The organism is Roseateles sp. GW835-FHT13E02, from assembly GCF_058794035.1.
Genome location: NZ_JBXAGJ010000001.1, coordinates 34,876 through 51,516, shown reverse-complemented (window position 1 = coordinate 51,516; position 16,641 = coordinate 34,876). Strand labels below are relative to the sequence as shown.

Sequence of the window (16,641 nt, the reverse complement as noted above, 5' to 3'; positions counted from 1 at the left end):
CCCAGCTTCGAGGGAGACCTGCACCATGACGTTGAGCCGCACACGGAATCGTCTTTTTTTCTGTAGCCTGAGTGCCCTGGCTGCAATCGGTCTGAGTGGCTGCGCCAGCACCGCGGCCGAAGACCAGGCACAAGGCAGCTATGAGCGCCCCGAGTACACCACTGGCAGCAATTTGCCGCGCAAGAGCAAGGACGCCGGCCGCTTGCCAGACAACGTCAAACTGGTGGACAAGGAAGCATTCCAAGCCGGTTTGCCTGGTGCGGCTGGAGCTGCCGCGGCGGCCAGCGCCAAGGGCAAATGACCGTTCTGGGCTAGGGTGGGCTGATCGCTGACGGCGGTTGCTTGGCAGGACCAGGGGCGCCAGCGCGGCTTGTGGGCTGCACGCCGATCAAAGATCGCCCCAGCGTTTGATCAGAGACTGCCAGAGCTGGTGGCCGTTCAGGCTGTTGCTCAGAAAGACGAGGCCGCTGCCCTGTGAAGGGTTGAACTGGCAGTAGGCGCGAAAGCCACTGCTGTTCGTGCCGGTGTGATAGATCACGCGGCTGCCATCGGCCATGGGGTTGAGGATCCAGCCCAGGCTCCAGTAGGCCTTGGCCGGCTGGCCTGGCAGATCGAGGGCGCGCCCGGGCCGCTCCAGCGGCTGGCGGTCGCTGGCCACGGTCTGCGCGGCCAGCATTTCGCGCCGCCACTCTTCATTCAGCAAAGCGCTGGCCGTGGGTGCCGGGCGCAAGAGCGCCGCCAGAAAGCGGCCGTAATCCTGCGCCGTGGTGTGCAAGGTGTAGGCCGCATTGGCCCGCTCGTAGCGGCTCCAGGGCAGGGGCTTGCCATCTTCGCCATGGCCACGCGCACGCCGGGCCTCGAGCGCCGGCGTCAGCACAAAGCTGCTGCTGCTCATGCCGAGCGGCGCGAACAGCTCGCGTTCGGCCGTGGTCTGCAGGGGCTCGCCCAGCAGATGCTCCAGCGCGCGCTGCAAGTAGAAATAGCCTTCGCCCGAATATTCAAAACCCTCGCCGGGCGTGAACTTGAGGGGCAGGGGGCCGCGGTTCTCGTCGCCGCTGCGCCAATTGGGCAGGCCGGAGCGGTGGCACAAGAGCATGCGCGCGGTGATGCGCGCCTGCGCGGGTTGCGGCGGTTGAAAGCGCTCGGGGTAGAAATCCAGAATCGGCTGATCAAGGCCCAGCCGTCCGCGCTGCACCTGTTGCATCAGCAGGTAGGCAAACACCGGCTTGCTCATGGAGGCGCATTCGAACACTGTGCCGGCCGTGACCGTCTCCGAGCTCTCCTCGCCGAACTCGCGCCGACCCAGGTGCCAGGCTTCGCTGAGCTCGCCATGCTGGATCAGCTGCAAAGCCAGGCCCGGCACGCCGAGCTTGGCCATCAAGCCCGGCCATTGCTGCTCCACCTCCTCGCGCCGCTCCAGCAGCCGCCGCGCCAAGGACAGGGCCTGCCAGGCGGGAGAGTTGCCGGAACCCGGCTCGACCGTGGCCCCAGCCGGCTGGGCGCGCACCCCAGTGGCGGACAGCCCCGCCGCGGCCAAGGCCTGCAATCCGAGACGGCGCCTCATGCCCACCTTCTCGATCGCCCGCCCGCCCATGCTCCGCTTCAGCGGAACTGGTACTGCACGCTCAGATAGCCGAAGCGGCCGCGCGGGTCGGTGTAGCTGGGGTCGTAGCCCGAGAGGAAGAACCAGGCCTGCTGCGAGAACGGCGGCGAGGTGTTGAACAGGTTCTTCACGCCGGCCCGCACCGTCAGCGCCGGGGTCACCGCCCAGGCACCGGTCAGGTCCCACAGAGAGTAGGAGCCCACCTTGCGGTCGGCTTTGCCGACGATGGTCTGGTCCGTGTAACCCGAAAGGTAGCTGTTGCTCAGGGTGGCACTCCAGGGGCCTTGCTCCCAGTCGGCGCTCAGGGTGTGGCGCCAGCGTTGCACCACGCCGTCGTTCACGAAGTGGGCGAGGTTGCTGTAGTAGGGGTCGTCGTTGGCCGTTTGCTGCTTGGAGTTCAGGGTCACCGTGCCGTTCAGGCGCAGGCCCAGGGTGCCCAGCGGGCTCTTGAAGCCGGAGAAATTGAGCGCCAGGTCCAGGCCGGAGATCTTCTGGCGGCCGCGGTTGCCCTTGACCAGTTCGATGTAGTCGATCTCGTTGTCCTCGTCGCGATGCACGAGATTGCCGTACTTGGCGAGGTTGGCCAGGATGGAGTCCACGCCCAGCGTGCCGATCAGGTTGCGCTTCTGGATGTTCCAGTAGTCCAGGCTCAGGGTCACGCCGGCCTGTGGCTCCAGCACGCCGCCGAAGGAGAACTGCTTCGAGCGCTCGGGCTTGAGAGCGGAATTGCTGTACGTCAGGGTCTTCCAGGTGTCTGAACAGTCGGTGACGGTGTTGCTCGGGTCGGCGGCCATGCAGACTGGATCGACCAGGGTGGCGGCCGTGCCTTGGGTGACCGGGCGGTAGAGATCGGTCAGGCTGGGCGCGCGGAAGCCCGAGCCGACCGAGGCACGCAGCAACAGTTGCTTGCTGGGCGTGTAGCGCAGGCCGAGCTTGGGGCTGGTGGCACTGCCGGTGACCTGGTAGCGCTCATGCCGGATGGCCGCCTGCAGCTCCAGCTCCTTGCTCAGCGGTGCATTGATCTCGGCAAACACGGCCGCCACCTTGCGCGAACGGCCGAAATCGGCGTCCGGGCCTTGTGAGGTTTCGCCGAGGATCAGATCCTTGGCCAGGGCCTCCGACTGGTGGTAGTTCTGCTTCTCGCGGCGGAATTCGCCGCCCAAGGCCAGGGCCAGATCGCCGCCGGGCAGGGCCATCAGATTGCGCGAGGCCTTGACGTCCAGACTGTCCACGGTGCCGACGGCGTTGCGCACCTCGCCGCGGATCTGCGCCTTGTCGTACAGGGCCAGACCGGCCGCACTGGAGGGGCCGAAGGGGTTGAGCGTGCCATCGGCAAAGCCCTTGAGGATCATGCCCTCGTTGAGGTAGCCGTTGTGGTCGCGATCCGAGACCTTGCTGCGGCTGCGGTTGTAGGCCACTTCGTAGTCCCAGCCGGCCAGGGCGCCATTCAGGCCCAGCACCACGCGCTCGCCGGTGGAGACCAGCTCGCTGGTGCGCAGGCCGGCTTCGCTGAGCCGGGTGCGCACGGTGATGATGCGGTCCTCGTCGTCCGCGTCCAGGGTGGCCAGGGTGGTCTTGCTCAGGCTGGCGATCTTGCCCACATCGATGTCGGCATCGACCCGGTTCGGTGTGCCGGAATAGAGCGTTTTGGCGCGGGTCAGCGAGGCTTCGGCAAACAGCTGGTGGCCTCCGCCCAGGTCGAACACGCCGCGGCCGAACAGGCTTGACTTGTTGGACTTGGGGTAGAGCTCGATGTCACGCATGTAGTCATACGTGCAGCCATCGACGCCGCCGATGCCGTCCGGCAGATAGAGCGAAGAAGGTGCGTTGCAGCCGGTGGCTGCCGCGGGGTTGATGGTCTTGCTGTCGATGACCGTCTTGCCGTTGGTCGAGAACTTGTCGTCGATCAGGTAGTCGCGCTGGCTGTTGCTCAAGCGCATATTGCCGGGGAAAGTGGCGCTGGACAGCAGGTCGGGCAGGCGTTCCGGGATCTTGAGGTCGTTGATAAACTTGCGCTGACTGGCATTCATGGCGCCGGTCTTTTGCAGATCGATCACGCCGAAAAGATTGAAGCCATCGCGGCCATAGTCGCCCACGCCGCCGGCGATGGAGGCGGTGCGCTTGCTGGCACCGCCCTCACTGGTGTTGCCAGCGCTGGCATTGAGCTCGATGCCGGTGTAATCCTTGCGAGTGATGAAGTTGATCACGCCGCCGATGGCATCGCTGCCGTACAGGGCCGAAGCGCCGTCCAGCAGCACTTCCACGCGCTGGATCGCGGCGGCCGGGATGTTGTTCAGATCCACGCCGGAGTCATCACCGGGCGAAGCGAAGTTGGCCATGCGCCGGCCGTTCAGCAGCACCAGGGTGCTGGAGACGCCGATGCCGCGCAGATTCGCGCCGTTCATACCGGTCTGGTCGCGGAAGCCGCCATAGGAGATGCTGCCGCCGTCGGTGCGGTTGTTGGTGCTGGCGCTGAGGCGGGCGACGATTTCTGCTGCGGTGGTCAGGCCTTGCTTGACGATGTCGGCCCGGGTGATCACCTGCACCGGCAGCGCCGTTTCTGACTCCAGGCGCTTGATCGCCGAGCCAGTCACTTCGACACGGTTCAGGGTGCTGGTGGCTTCCTGGGCTTGGGCCAGGTGGCTGGTCACTGCGGTCGAGGCCATCAGGGCCGCCAGGGCCGTGGCGCGAAGAACGGGGCGGGTGCAAGCGCGGGGCGGTGTCATCGGTACTTCTCCCAGGATGTAAGGGGTTTGCACCAGTCTAGGAAGCATGGACCTGTCGGGCCATAGGGGATTCACGCGCCAGTCGCATCAGCGCAACTCAGGGTGCAGTTCGTTCGCATAGCGTTCCAAACGCCCTCGGGGCGGCCTCAGACTGACCGGTGCACAAGGCCGCGAGTGCGGCCGTGCCATGATTCGCATCGCCCCGCCTGAATCTTCTGTTTTTGCGTTGGCTCATTCACACAGTCTCCCTGGCCATGAACACCAAGCACGTCTCTGATTTGTTGATCTCCACCCTGGCTGCGGGCCTGCTGGCCACGGCCAGCCTTGGCGCATCTGCCCAGGGTGGCACGGTGCACACCCTGAAGCCGGGCACCTTCGGCCCCGCCGGCACGGTGCTCGGCGCCACGCCGCCGCCGCCGACCACGCCGGTCAAGGGCGTGCATGCGCCCTCGCCGGTCACGGCCAAACCGACCAGTTCGACGGCAGGCAACAGCGCCGCGTCCGGCAGCAGCGCCGGCCCCGGCCCGCTGGGCGCGGGAGAGGGCGCCATCAAAGGCTATGCCGTGCCCATCGGGGGTGCATTGAAGGCCGACAACGAAGACGTCTGGGGCCGCATCGTGCAGCTGGCCGGCGGCAAGGGCGCGCGTTTTGTCGTCTTCGGCACGGCGGCCGAGGACCCCGAGGCCAGCGCCAAGACGGCGGTGGACATGTTGCAAAAGCGCGGTGCCGTGGCTGAGGCCCTGCCGGTGGCCCCCAAGTTCAGTTGGGTGGACCTGAGCAAGGTGGTGCGCGACCCGTCCCTGATCGCCAAGGTCAAGAACGCCCGTGGCGTGTTTTTTACCGGCGGCTCGCAAGAGCGCATCGTCGACGTGCTGATGCCCGGCGGCCACAGCACGCCCATGCTGGACGCCATCTGGGACGTCTACCGCCGCGGCGGTGTGGTGGCCGGCACCTCGGCCGGTGCGGCCATCATGAGCACGGTGATGTTCCGTGACGCACCCAGCGTCATCAACATCATGAAAGGCAAGTGGGCCGAGGGCAAACAGATCGACCGTGGCCTCGGTTTTGTCGGCCCCGATCTCTTCGTCGACCAGCATTTCCTCAAGCGCGGCCGTTTTGGCCGCATGATCCCGCTGATGATGGCCAAGGGCTACAAGCTGGGCCTGGGTGTGGAAGAGAACTCGGCCGCCGTGGTGCATGGCGATGAGGTCGAGGTGATCGGCGCCAAGGGCGCCTTGCTGGTGGACCTGACCGATGTGAAGACCGACCCGACCCTGGGCGCCTTCAATGTGACCAGTGCGCGCCTGAGCTTCCTGGACCAGGGCGACCGCTACAACCTCAAGACCCGGCAGACCACGCCGGCGCCCATCAAGCTGCGCGGCGCCAAGCATGACCACACGGCGCCCGACTTCAAGCCCTATTTCACCGAAGACCGTTTCGATCTGGACATGCTGGGCGACTCCACCATCGCCAATGCCATGACCTATCTGATCGACAGCAACCGCAACGAGGTGCGCGGCCTGTCCTTCGATGTGCTGCCCAAGCCCGGTGACCCGGTCGCCGAGCTCGGTTTCCTGTTCCGCCTGTACAAGGGCAAGGGCAGTTATGGCTGGAGCACCGAGGAGTGGGGTGGTGAGGAATTCACCGTGGTCAATCTCTACCTCGACGTGACCCCGGTGCGCATGCCCCAGCCGCTGTACAGCGCCTGGCCCGGCCCCGACCGCGCCACCGGCCCGGCCCCCGAGCGGGGCGACGGGCCGAGCAAGTGAAACGACAAGCCAGCCCCGATTGAAGTGAAAAAAGGGGCCGGGCGCGTGATGCGCCCGGCCCCTTTGCTTTGAGGCTGCCCGGTTTCAGCGGAAGCTGTAGTTCAGGCTGAGGTAGAAGTTGCGGCCGCGCGGGTCGGTGTAGGTCGGGTCATAGGTGGCCAGGAAGTAGTAGCCCTGGTTGGAGAACGGCGGCTGCGTGTCCAGCAGATTCTGGATGCCGGCGCGCAGCTTGAGCTGCTTGTTGATGCGCAAGGAACCCGACAGATCCCACAGCGAGTAGGCCTGCACGCTGCGCGCGGGCAGCAGTTCGTCGGTGTTGGGATTGAAGGCGGTGTTGTGGTCGCGGTAGCCCGAGTAGTAGGTGTTGCCCAGGGTCAGGCCGTAAGGGCCCATATCCCAGTCCACCGACAGGCGATGGCGCCATTTCTGGATCACCTGGTCGCTCAGGAACTGGCCGGCGTTGTTCATGAAGGGCTCGCCGGCGCCGGGCTGGCGTTCGTACTTGAGCACATAGGTGCCGCTCAGCGAGGCGGTGAAGCGGCCCCAGCCCTCGGTGGCCTGGCGCAGGGTCAACTCCAGATCCAGGCCCGAGGTGCGCAGCTCGCCCTGGTTGTCCTTCTTGAGCAAGATGGTGTCGATGAATTCACCGAACTCGTCGCGCTTGACGAAGTCCTTCTCGTACTTGGGCAGATTGCCCAGGATCACCTGTTCCGAGAGGTCGCTGATGACGTCGGTCTTGCGGATCTGCCAGTAATCCAGGCTGGCGGTCGCGTCCTTGCTGGCTTCGAAGACCACGCCGAAGGAGGCCTGCTTGGACTTCTCGGGCTTGAGATTCGGGTTGCTGCGGCGCTCGACACGCCATTGGTCGGTGCAGTCGGCGACGGCAAAGCCCTGGGCCACGCAGCCCGGGTCGGTCAGGAAGGCCGAGCTGCTGCCAAACGAGGTCGGGCGGGTCAGCTCGGTGATGGTGGGCGCTCGGAAGCCGGTGCCGGCCGAGCCGCGCAGCACCAGCTGCTTGTTCGGCTGCCAGCGCACGCCGAGCTTGGGGTTCAGGGTGTCGCCCACGCCGCTGTATTTGTCGTAGCGCAGCGCGGCTTGCAGTTCCAGCGTCTTGCTCACGGGGGCGTTCAGTTCGGCAAACACGGCGCCGACCTTGCGGCTGTTGCTGCTGGCCACAGGTGCATCACCGCGCGAGCTGCGGTCACCCTGGATGTTGTTGGTCAGCAGCAAGGCCGAGGGCGTGAACTCGGTCACCTCGCGGCGCAGCTCGGCGCCCACGGCCAGGCCCAGGTCGCCGCCTTCCAGCTTGCCCAGGCTACCGCTCAGTTTGAAGTCCAGGGTGGTGGTCGTGCCCTTGGAGCGGCGCGATTCATCCTGCACGCGAATGCTGTTCAGCAAGTCCTTGCCGGCCTGCGGCGAAGGGCCGAAGGGGTTGACCTTGCCCGTGCGCACACCGGCGACGAACTCGTTGTAGAGGAAGTAGCCATCCTCGATGGCATCGGTCGAGCGGTTGACGGCGCGGTTCAGGGCGATGTCGTAGTCCCAGCCGCCGAACAAGGCCAGGCTGCCGCTCGCGCCCACCACCAGGCGCTCGGCATCGCTGGTCACTTGATTGGTCCGGTTGCCGGCTTCGGTCACGCGCTGACGGATGTCCACCGTGCCGCCGAAGGGCAGGGGCTTGCTCAGGAAGGGGTTGATGGCCGCGGTCGGCACCGCGGTGATTTCGATCGGGTTGGGGCTGGCCACGTACTGGGTCGTGGTCTTGCTCTTCAGCACCTCGGCGAAGAGCTGGTGCTGCTCGTTCAGCTGAAAGACACCGCGGCCCAGGAAGGCGAGCTTCTCGGATTCGGGGTAGAGCTCGGTGTCCTGCATGTAGTCGAAGCTGCAGGCCTCGGACAGGTTGTCGGGCGCGTAGACCGTGGCCGGCGGGTTGCAGGCCGGGGCCGAGAGGTTGATGGTGCGCTGGGTCAGCGGCTTGCCGTTGAAGTTGAAGCCGGCGGCGTTGAGGGCATCGAGCTGCACCTTGCGTGCGGCGGCCCGGCTGGCCAGGCGGATGTTGCCGGGGAAGGTGCGGCTGCTCATGTAGAAGGGCAGGGTGCTGGCCAGCGGACGCTCCTTCAGAAAGTCGCGCTCGCTGCTGCGCAGGGCGCCGAGCTTTTGCGCGTCGATCACGCCGAAGACATTGAAGCGGTCCTTGGCCAGGTCACCGAAGCCACCGCCCAGCGAGGCGGCCGTCTTCTCGGCGCCACCCTCTTGGGTGCGCGAGGCGTAGACGTTCACATCGGCACCGCGGTAGTCCTTGCGGGTGATGAAGTTGATGACGCCGCCGATGGCGTCGGTGCCGTAGATGGCCGAGGCGCCGTCCTTGAGGATTTCCACGCGCTCGATGGCGCCGGCCGGGATGTTGTTCAGGTCCACGCCCGAGTTGTCGCCGGGCGAGGCGAAATTGGCCATGCGCCGGCCGTTCAGCAGCACCAGGGTGCTGGAGACGCCGATGCCGCGCAGGTTCGCGCCGTTGAAGCCGCGCTGGCCGCCGGTGCTGTCGGTGATGGAGGCGCCATCCGTCAGGCCGGCGGCATTGCCGCTGATGGATTTCATGATTTCGGCCGCCGTGGTGGCGCCGGTCTTGTCGATGTCGCTGCGCTTGAGGGTCTGCACCGGCAGGGCAGTCTCGCCCTCCAGGCGCTTGATGCTGGTGCCGGTGACTTCCACACGTTCCAGTTTCGCTTCCTGGGCTTGGACGCTGCTCAGGAATTGGCTGCCGAGCAGCAGCATGGCGGCCTGGGCCAGGCGCTGGGGTTGAAAGAGTCGATGCGGCTTGCGGGCTTGCGTCATGGTGGAACCTTGGAGGAGGGAGAAGTGAACAGGTGAAGGGGTGAACAGGTGAGGGGGACGAACAACCTTGGGCGCCGGGGTGGCTGGGGTTTGAACGGACTCTAGAAGTGGCCCTCGTGACTTGCCTATGGGGTTTTGGCGCCTCGGTCGCTTGCGTGTAAATGCATGTCGCAAGCGCGCAAACCTCGATGAACAGGGGTGAAACGCGCTTGCATGGATGCGACACGCACTTGCGCTTTGCGTCCTTTGCAGGCGCTGCAGCGGGCCAACCCGCTGGTTTTGCGGCGCGCGCGCTGACAGACTGGCGCCATGCAAACCCCAAGCCACTCCATCGCATCCGGTGCGCGCGCCGCAGGCCGCCGTCGCTTTTTGCTGGCCTCGCTGCTCGCCTCGCTTCTGGCCAGCACGGGCCTCTTCGCCACGCCCAGCCATGCGCAAACTTCGGCTGAAGCGGCTCCGCGCGGCACGGCCATCGTCATCGGCGGCGCCCTGAAGTACGACAACGACGCGGTCTGGAAACGCATCGTTGACGAGGCCGGCGGCCCCGGCGCGCGCTTCGCCGTGTTCGCCACGGCCGCCGCCAACCCCGAGCGCAGCGCCGGCCAGATCATCGAAGCCTTGCAGCGCCAGGGCGCCCGCGCCGAACACATCCCCGTGGCGCCGCGCCTGGCCGGCAGCGATGTGGCCGCTGCCGTGCGCGACCCGGCCCTGCTGGCCAAGGTGAATGCGGCGCAAGGCGTGTTCTTCTCGGGCGGCGCGCAAGAGCTGATCGTTGACAGCCTGCAGCCCGGCGGCCAGCCCACGCCCATGCTCGAGGCCATCTGGGCGCTCTACCGGCGCGGCGGTGTGGTGGCTGGCACCAGCGCCGGCGCGGCCATCATGAGCAGCACGATGTTTCGCGACGCGCAGGACTCGCTCAAGGTCTTGAAAGGTCAGCTGCGCCGCGGCCAGGAGGTGGACCGCGGCCTGGGCTTTGTCGGCCCCCATCTCTTCATCGATCAGCATTTCCTCAAGCGCGGCCGCATTGGCCGCCTCCTGCCCCTGATGCAGGCCGAGGGCTATCGCCTGGGCCTAGGCGTGGAAGAGAACAGCGCCGCCGTGATCAAGGGCGAGGCCCTGGAGGTGATCGGTGCGCGCGGCGTGCTTCTGGTGGACCTGGGCGATGCCCGCCGCGATGCGCGCTTGCCCGCCTTCAACATCCGCGGCGTGCGCCTGAGCTTTCTCGACCGCGGCGACCGCCACCATCTGGGCCGCGGCGAGACCACGCCCTCGGCCGCCAAGCGCGCCGGCCACAAGATCGACCCGCGTGCGCCGGACTTCAAGCCCTTTTTCACCCAGCAGCCGTTCCTGATGGACATGTTGGGCGACAACACGATTGCCAACGCCATGGCCCAGCTGATCGACAGCCCCTTCCAGGAGGTGCTGGGCCTGGCCTTCGCCGGCCCGCGCACGGTGCCTGTATCGGCATCGGCATCGGCATCGGCAGCGAGCGCGACGGGCAGTGAGTCGGACAGCGAGCTGGGTTTTGAGTTCCGCCTCTACAAAGGCCCGGACAGCCTGGCCTGGTTCACCGGCGCCCTGGGCGGCGAGGACTACACCGTTCTGAATTTGCGCCTCGATGTGCTGCCGGTGCGGGTGCAGCAGCCCTTCTACAAGCCCATCAGCCCCATGCCTTGAGCCGAGTCCGCGCGGCTCGCGCGCGGTCTACCTCTGAGTCGTTCTCGATCTCGGCCCTGGGCTCTCGCCCAGCCGAGCGGGGCAGGGCTATGCCCGCCCAACTACCCCAAGCACTTTCACTTCTTCATCCACACCCTCATGCGCCGCCAACTTCATGCCCTACCGCCGGCCCATGCCGGCAGCGCCCGCCAGCTGCACAGCCTGCATTTCGGTGCGGGCCAGAGCGGCCGCAAGGTCTACATCCAGGCCTCGCTCCATGCCGACGAGGTGCCGCCCATGCTGGTGGCCCAGCATTTGAAAGATCGATTGCTGGAGTTGGAGGCGGCCGGCCATCTGCCCGGCGAGATCGTGCTGCTGCCCCTGGCCAACCCCATTGGCCTGGCCCAGGAGCTGCAGGGCACGTCCTTCGGCCGCTTCGATCTCAGCACCGGCGTCAACTTCAACCGCGGCTATCAACACCTGACCCCGTCCCTGCTGCCGCGCCTGCAGGGGAAGCTGGGCGCCGATGCCGCGGCCAATGTGCGCACGGTGCGCGCGGCTGCCCAGGCCCTGCTGGCCGAGCGGCCCGTGGCCACCGAGACCGAGACCCTCAAGCGCCTGCTGCAATCCCTGGCCCTGGATGCCGATGTGGTGCTGGACCTGCACTGCGACAACCAGGCCGTGCTCCATGTTTACACCGGCACGCCCCTGGCCTCGGCCCTGGCGCCGCTGGCCGCGCGCCTGGGCGCCCAGGCCTATCTGATCTCGCGCGAGTCGGGGGACGACCCTTTCGATGAATCCCTGGCCCGCCACTGGTGGGAGCTGGCCGAGCACTTCGGCCCAGCCACGCCGGTGCCCCTGGCCTGCCTGGCCGCCACGGTGGAGCTGCGTGGCGAGACCGAGGTGTCGCACGAGCTGGCCGCGGCCGATGCCGCCGCCCTGATCGAGTTCCTGCGCGACACCGGCGATGTGGCGGATCGCCCGCCTGCCGCGCTCCAGGGCCTGGCCTGTCCCGCCACGGCGCTGGAGGCGGTGGAGCCCATCGTCGCGCCCCATGCCGGCGTGCTGGTCTTCCTCAAGGCGCCCGGTGATCGCGTCGCCGCTGGCGAGGCCGTGGCCGAGCTGATCGATCCCTTGAGCGAGCAGCGCAGCCTGCTCTGCGCCCGCGCCGCGGGCCTGATGTTTGCCCGGGTGTCTCGGCGTTATGCCAGCGCCGGTATGCGGGTCTGCAAGGTCGCAGGCGCCATTCCATTCCGCAGCGGCAAGCTGCTTTCCATGTGAGCCCGGCCATGTCCACGCCCATCACGCCTGCGAACCCCGCAAGCCCCTCCGCCAAGCCCCTCAAGTTCCCCAACACCTTTGTCCTGCTGTTCGCCTTGCTGGCCCTGATCGCCCTGGCCACCTGGGTGCTGCCCGGCGGCCAGTACCAGACGGAGTTGGTTGATGGCAAGAAGGTGATCGTGGCCGATTCCTTCCGCCACATCCCCAGCCAGCCGCAAGGCCTGGTGGCCTTGATGACGGCGCCGATCAAGGGTTTCGTCGAGGCGGCCCTGATCATCGGCTTTGTGCTCATCGTTGGCGGCGCGTTTTCGGTCCTGCAGCGCAGCGAGGCCATCGACGCGATGATCAAGTCCGTGGCCCGCGCCCATCGGCACTCGGCCCTGGTGCGCGCCGGCCTGATCCCGCTCTTCGTTGGGCTGTTCTCCCTGGGTGGCGCCACTTTCGGCATGGCCGAGGAGGCGATTCCCTTTGTGCTGATCTTCATCCCCCTGGCCCTGGCATTGAAGTACGACAGCATCGTCGGCGTGGCGATTCCTTTCGTCGGCTCGCAGATCGGTTTTGCCACGGCTTTTCTCAACCCCTTCAATGTCGGCGTGGCCCAGAACATTGCCGGTGTGCCCATGTTCTCGGGCCTGGGCTACCGCCTGGTCTGCTGGCTGATCTTCACCACGGTGACCATCGCCTTTCTGATGTGGTACGCCGCCCGCGTGCAGCGCGACCCGCGCCTGAGCCCCTGCTTTGAACAAGACCAGGAGCGCCGCCGCCACCTGGACCTCAGCAGCTTCGAGCAGTTCGAAGGCCTGCAGCCGCGCCACAAGCTGGTGCTGGGTCTGTTCGTGCTGACGCTGCTGTCCATGATCGTCGGCGTGGTGCGCTTCGGCTGGTACATCGAGGAGATCGCAGCCCTGTTCCTGGTGATGGCCCTGGCCGTGGGCCTGGTGGCGCGGCTCTCGGCCGAGGACTTCGTCGCCGCCTTCATGCAAGGCGCCAAGGACCTGGTCAGCACCGCCCTGGTGATCGCCCTGGCCAAGGCCACCGTGGTGCTGATGCGCGACGGCCACATCATCGACACCGTGCTGCACAGCCTGGTGCCCCTGGTGGAATCGAGCAGCCCCATCTTCTCGGCGCAGAAGATGTTTCTGATTCAGTCGGTGATCAACTTCTTCATCCACTCCGGCACCGGCCAGGCTGCCCTGACCATGCCGGTGATGGCGCCGCTGGCTGATCTGGTGGGGGTGAGTCGGCAGACCGCCATCCTGGCTTTTCAGTTCGGCGAGCTGACCACGCCGGTCATCCCCACCTCGGGCATCACGGTCGGCGTGCTGGCCCTGGCCGGCATCCCCTGGAGCCGCTGGGCGCGCTGGATGCTGCCCCTGCAGCTGGCCTACCTGCTGCTGGCCTTGCTGCTGCTGGCGGTGCCGAGCTGGATTCAGTGGCACTGAGCCCGTGCCGCCCGCCGCTTGCCGTACAGTGACCGCGTGAACGGCGACACCTCGATCTCCACCCGCATGCCGGCGTCTGAGCCGCAGGCGGCCGCGTTCGCCTCTGAGACGGCTGCGCACTGCCGCTGCGCGCTCTTGCTGCTGCCCGGCGCCGCGCTCTTGTCGGTGGCCGGCGTGCTGGAAGCCTTGCAGCGTGCCAACGCACTGCAAACGGCCTGCCGCTACGACTGGCGCTGCTTCACGCTGGAGGGCCAAGCGCCCGCCTGGCCCGGCCTGGCGCTGCTGGCGCCCGAGACGGTGCCGCTGCGTGGCGAAGTGGGGGGCGAAGAGGGGGGCGAAGAAGGCAGTGAAGAAGGTGGCGGCGCAGGGCTGGGCGCCGAGCTCCTGCTGGTCTTCAGCGGCGAGGCTGCGCTGGATGATGAACGCCTTTTGTCCTGGCTGCGCCGGCAGGCGCAGCTCGGGGCCGAGCGCATGGCCATCGCCGGCATCGATGGCGGCAGCGCCTGGCTGGCCGCTGCCGGCCTGCTGGATGGCGAGCGCGCCACCGTGGCCAGCGAATGGATCGAGGCCTTGCAGGAAGAGCAGCCGGCCGTGGTCTGGAGCGACAAGGTCTGGGAGATGAATGCTTCGGGCCTGCGCATGAGCTGTGCCGGCGGCAGCGCCAGCCTCGATCTGATGACCGCCTGGCTGGGCCGCCGCCACGGCGAGCGTCTGGCGCAAGACCTGACCCTGGCCCTGGGCCTGGAGCGCGCGCGGGGGCGCGATGAGCGCCAGCGCCGCCCCGTGGCCGAGCAGCGCGGCAACAGCCCCAAGCTGGCCGAGGCCCTGAGCCTGATGGAAGCCAATCTGGCCGAACCCCTGCCGACCGAGGAGGTGGCGCGCCTGGTGGGCGTGTCGCGCCGCCAGCTCGAGCGCTTGTTCAAGCAGCACCTCGACGCGCTGCCCTCGCGCTACTACCTGGAGCTGCGCCTGAACCGCGCGCGCCGCCTGTTGCAGCAGAGCAGTCAGTCGATTCTGCAGATCGGTCTGAGCTGCGGTTTTTCCTCGGGCCCGCATTTTTCAAACGCCTACAAAGCCCATTTCGACAAGACCCCGCGCGACGAGCGCAGCCAACGCGCGGCGGCCTGGCGCCGCCCGGCAGGAGAGATCCCCCCATGAACCTCATTGAGCCGCACGATCCGCGCGCGCTGGTCTTGCGCCCGGTGGCGCTGCCCGACCTGGCGGCGCTGGAGCGCATCGCCGCCGCCAGCGAGCACGGCATCAGCTCCTTGCCGCATGACCGCGAGCAGCTGCGCCAGCGCATCGGCCATTCGATCGAGTCCTTTGCCAGCGCCGACGATGCCAGTGGCGAAGAGCGGTATCTCTTTGTGCTGGAGGACCTGGCCCGGGGCGAGGTGGTGGGCTGCAGCGGCATCGCCGCCAGCGCCGGTTTCCATGACCGCTTTTACAGCTACCGCAATGAGTTCGTGGTCCACGCCAGCGCCGCCCTGGGCGAGAGCCACCGTCTGCACACCCTGCATCTGTGCCATGACCTGACCGGCTACACCTTGCTCACCTCCTTCTACATCGACCCGGCCTATGCCGAGGGCCCGGCGCCGCAGCTGCTCTCGCGCGCCCGCCTGCTCTTCATCCTGCGCCATCTGGAGCGCTTCAACGACCGCATCGCGGCCGAGAGCCCGGGCCTGGCCGACGAAGCCGGACAAAGCCCATTCTGGGACGCGGTGGGCCGGCGCTTTTTCGACATGGACTACCCGCAGGCCGAGGCCGTCACCGGCGGCCGCAGCAAGTCCTTCATTGCCGACCTGATGCCGCAGTCGCCCATCTACGTGCCCCTTCTGCCTGAGGCCGCGCAGTTCGCCATCGGCCAGCTGCACCCGGTCGGCGAGCTGCCGTTCTCCATCCTGCAGGACGAGGGCTTTGATGCTGACAGCTATATCGACATCTTCGACGGTGGCCCCACGGTCGAGGCCAGCCTGCACCTGCTGCGCAGCGTGCGCCACGCCCGCGAGCTGAGCGTGCGCGCCGACGCCATGGCCTTGGGTCAGCCGATCTGGCACTTGGCGGTTCACAACGCCCGGCCGGGCTTTCGCGCCGTTTTGGCCGAGCTGCCACCGGCCGCCCAGGCCTTGGCGCCCGGCCATGAAGCCGTGCAACGCCTGGGCCTGAGCGAGGGCCAAAGCCTGTGGGTGACGCCGCTGCAGCCCGAAGCCTTAGAAAGGAGCCGGCCATGAGCGCCGCAGCAGCCACTGACTTCGGCCGCCTGCGCCCCTGGCGCGCCGAAGACGCCGCCCACATCCGCGCGGCCGGCTGGCGCAACCAGACCGGCGCCGCCCTGCAGCTGGACGCCCCTGCCGAGCAGTGGCTGCTGCTGGCCGACCCGGTGGACGAGCGGCCACTGGCCTGCCTGCGTCTGGTGGCGCGCCTGGGCCTGGCGCCGCTGCCGCGCTACAGCTACCACCTGGGCCAGATCGTCCACGCCGCCGCCGAGCTGGGCCTGTTTCGCGCCCAGCCGACCTTGCTGCTGGGCAACGACCACACGGGCGAGAGCGAGCTGGCCGATCTAGCCTGCGCGCCGGAGCTGGATGCGGCTCAGCAGCAGGCCGCCCTGCAGCGCCTGATGCGCGCGGCCCTGGAAACCATGGCCGCCCAGCCTGAGCGTTATGGTCGCCAGCTCCTGATCGAACTGGCCGGCCCCCGCGATGCGTCCGGCGCCTCGCCCTTCTGGCAAGGCCTGGGCGCGCATTTCTTCAGCGGCGACCCGGCCGCCGCCGAATCGCGCCTCGGCGAAGCCTGGCGCAGCCACCTCGCCGCCTTGCTGCCGCGCCAGACCTTGTACCTGTCCTTCCTGAGCCCCGAGGCGCAAGCCGCCGTGGGGCAGGTGGGTGATGCAGGCCGTGCAGCGGCAGCGGCAGCGGCCTCACTCGGCTTTGCCGATTCCAGCCATGTGCGGATTGATGATGGTGGGCCGGTCTGGGGCTTGCGGCTGCGCTGACGCAGGGGTCGTCGACCGCAAGTTCAATGCCCAGATTGGGCCGGGGTGGCCGCGCGAAGCGCGTCCAGGGCCTCGGTCAGCACGGCGTCCCCCATCGTCCGCCGAATCAAGTCGTGGAGCTTGCCCTCCGAAAACTCCTTCCAGCTGCACTGGGTGGAGCCGGATGCGTGGGCATAACGCCCGGTGGCGGCGCAGAGGGTGCCGTTGTCAAAGAGGAAGAGTTCGTAGAGATCGCCGCCCGGGATGTCGAGCGTCCAGCTTCGAAGGGTCTTGGGAGCGGTGTATCTGCGGGGCACCATGCTTGAGCTTGGGCGGGCCTGCTTGTTCCTGAAGAGCC

12 protein-coding genes are annotated in these 16,641 nt (G+C 67.5%); 8 read left to right on the top strand and 4 right to left on the bottom strand.

All coding sequences use genetic code 11. The annotated features are described in order from the left end of the window. Positions 1-25: 25 nt before the first annotated feature. Positions 26-301, top strand: coding sequence for a hypothetical protein (locus AC1Q6P_RS00200; RefSeq protein WP_492663849.1), 276 nt, complete (start codon positions 26-28; stop codon positions 299-301). An 87-nt stretch (positions 302-388) separates the two neighbouring features. On the opposite strand, the gene AC1Q6P_RS00195 is transcribed toward AC1Q6P_RS00200, so the two are convergent. Both AC1Q6P_RS00195 and AC1Q6P_RS00190 read right to left on the bottom strand, forming a co-directional pair. Continuing rightward, positions 389-1,564 carry a serine hydrolase domain-containing protein gene (locus AC1Q6P_RS00195; protein WP_492663848.1) on the bottom strand — a complete coding sequence of 392 codons (1,176 nt, stop codon included), beginning with the start codon at positions 1,562-1,564 and terminating at the stop codon, positions 389-391. A 38-nt stretch (positions 1,565-1,602) separates the two neighbouring features. Then, on the bottom strand, positions 1,603-4,329 hold the full coding sequence (locus AC1Q6P_RS00190) for a TonB-dependent receptor (RefSeq protein ID WP_492663847.1): 2,727 nt from the start codon (positions 4,327-4,329) through the stop codon (positions 1,603-1,605). Positions 4,330-4,583: 254 nt separating this feature from the next. Between AC1Q6P_RS00190 and AC1Q6P_RS00185 the strand changes: the two genes are divergently transcribed. Next, positions 4,584-6,098, top strand: a complete 1,515-nt coding sequence (locus tag AC1Q6P_RS00185) for a cyanophycinase (protein WP_492663846.1) — start codon at positions 4,584-4,586, stop codon at positions 6,096-6,098. Positions 6,099-6,182: 84 nt separating this feature from the next. On the opposite strand, the gene AC1Q6P_RS00180 is transcribed toward AC1Q6P_RS00185, so the two are convergent. Next, on the bottom strand, positions 6,183-8,933 hold the full coding sequence (locus AC1Q6P_RS00180; protein ID WP_492663845.1) for a TonB-dependent receptor: 2,751 nt from the start codon (positions 8,931-8,933) through the stop codon (positions 6,183-6,185). Positions 8,934-9,242: 309 nt separating this feature from the next. On the opposite strand from AC1Q6P_RS00180, the gene AC1Q6P_RS00175 reads away from it, so the two are divergent. From AC1Q6P_RS00175 to AC1Q6P_RS00150, 6 genes are all read left to right on the top strand, one after another. Further along, on the top strand, positions 9,243-10,610 hold the full coding sequence (locus AC1Q6P_RS00175) for a cyanophycinase (protein WP_492663844.1): 1,368 nt from the start codon (positions 9,243-9,245) through the stop codon (positions 10,608-10,610). 138 nt (positions 10,611-10,748) lie between these two features. Next, positions 10,749-11,870 (top strand): succinylglutamate desuccinylase/aspartoacylase family protein, encoded by a 1,122-nt coding sequence (locus AC1Q6P_RS00170; RefSeq protein ID WP_492663843.1) that lies wholly within the window; start codon positions 10,749-10,751, stop codon positions 11,868-11,870. Positions 11,871-11,878: 8 nt separating this feature from the next. Further along, positions 11,879-13,312, top strand: a complete 1,434-nt coding sequence (locus AC1Q6P_RS00165) for a YfcC family protein (RefSeq protein ID WP_492663842.1) — start codon at positions 11,879-11,881, stop codon at positions 13,310-13,312. Between the two features lie 36 nt (positions 13,313-13,348). Further along, positions 13,349-14,470 (top strand): GlxA family transcriptional regulator, encoded by a 1,122-nt coding sequence (locus AC1Q6P_RS00160; protein ID WP_492663841.1) that lies wholly within the window; start codon positions 13,349-13,351, stop codon positions 14,468-14,470. Next, positions 14,467-15,543, top strand: coding sequence for an arginine N-succinyltransferase (locus tag AC1Q6P_RS00155; protein ID WP_492663840.1), 1,077 nt, complete (start codon positions 14,467-14,469; stop codon positions 15,541-15,543). Before AC1Q6P_RS00160 ends, AC1Q6P_RS00155 begins: the two co-directional genes overlap by 4 nt. Further along, entirely contained in the window at positions 15,540-16,304 is a 765-nt protein-coding gene (locus tag AC1Q6P_RS00150) for an arginine N-succinyltransferase (protein WP_492663839.1), read from the top strand. Before AC1Q6P_RS00155 ends, AC1Q6P_RS00150 begins: the two co-directional genes overlap by 4 nt. A gap of 23 nt (positions 16,305-16,327) precedes the next feature. On the opposite strand, the gene AC1Q6P_RS00145 is transcribed toward AC1Q6P_RS00150, so the two are convergent. Next, entirely contained in the window at positions 16,328-16,603 is a 276-nt protein-coding gene (locus AC1Q6P_RS00145; RefSeq protein WP_492663838.1) for a hypothetical protein, read from the bottom strand. Positions 16,604-16,641: the final 38 nt, after the last annotated feature.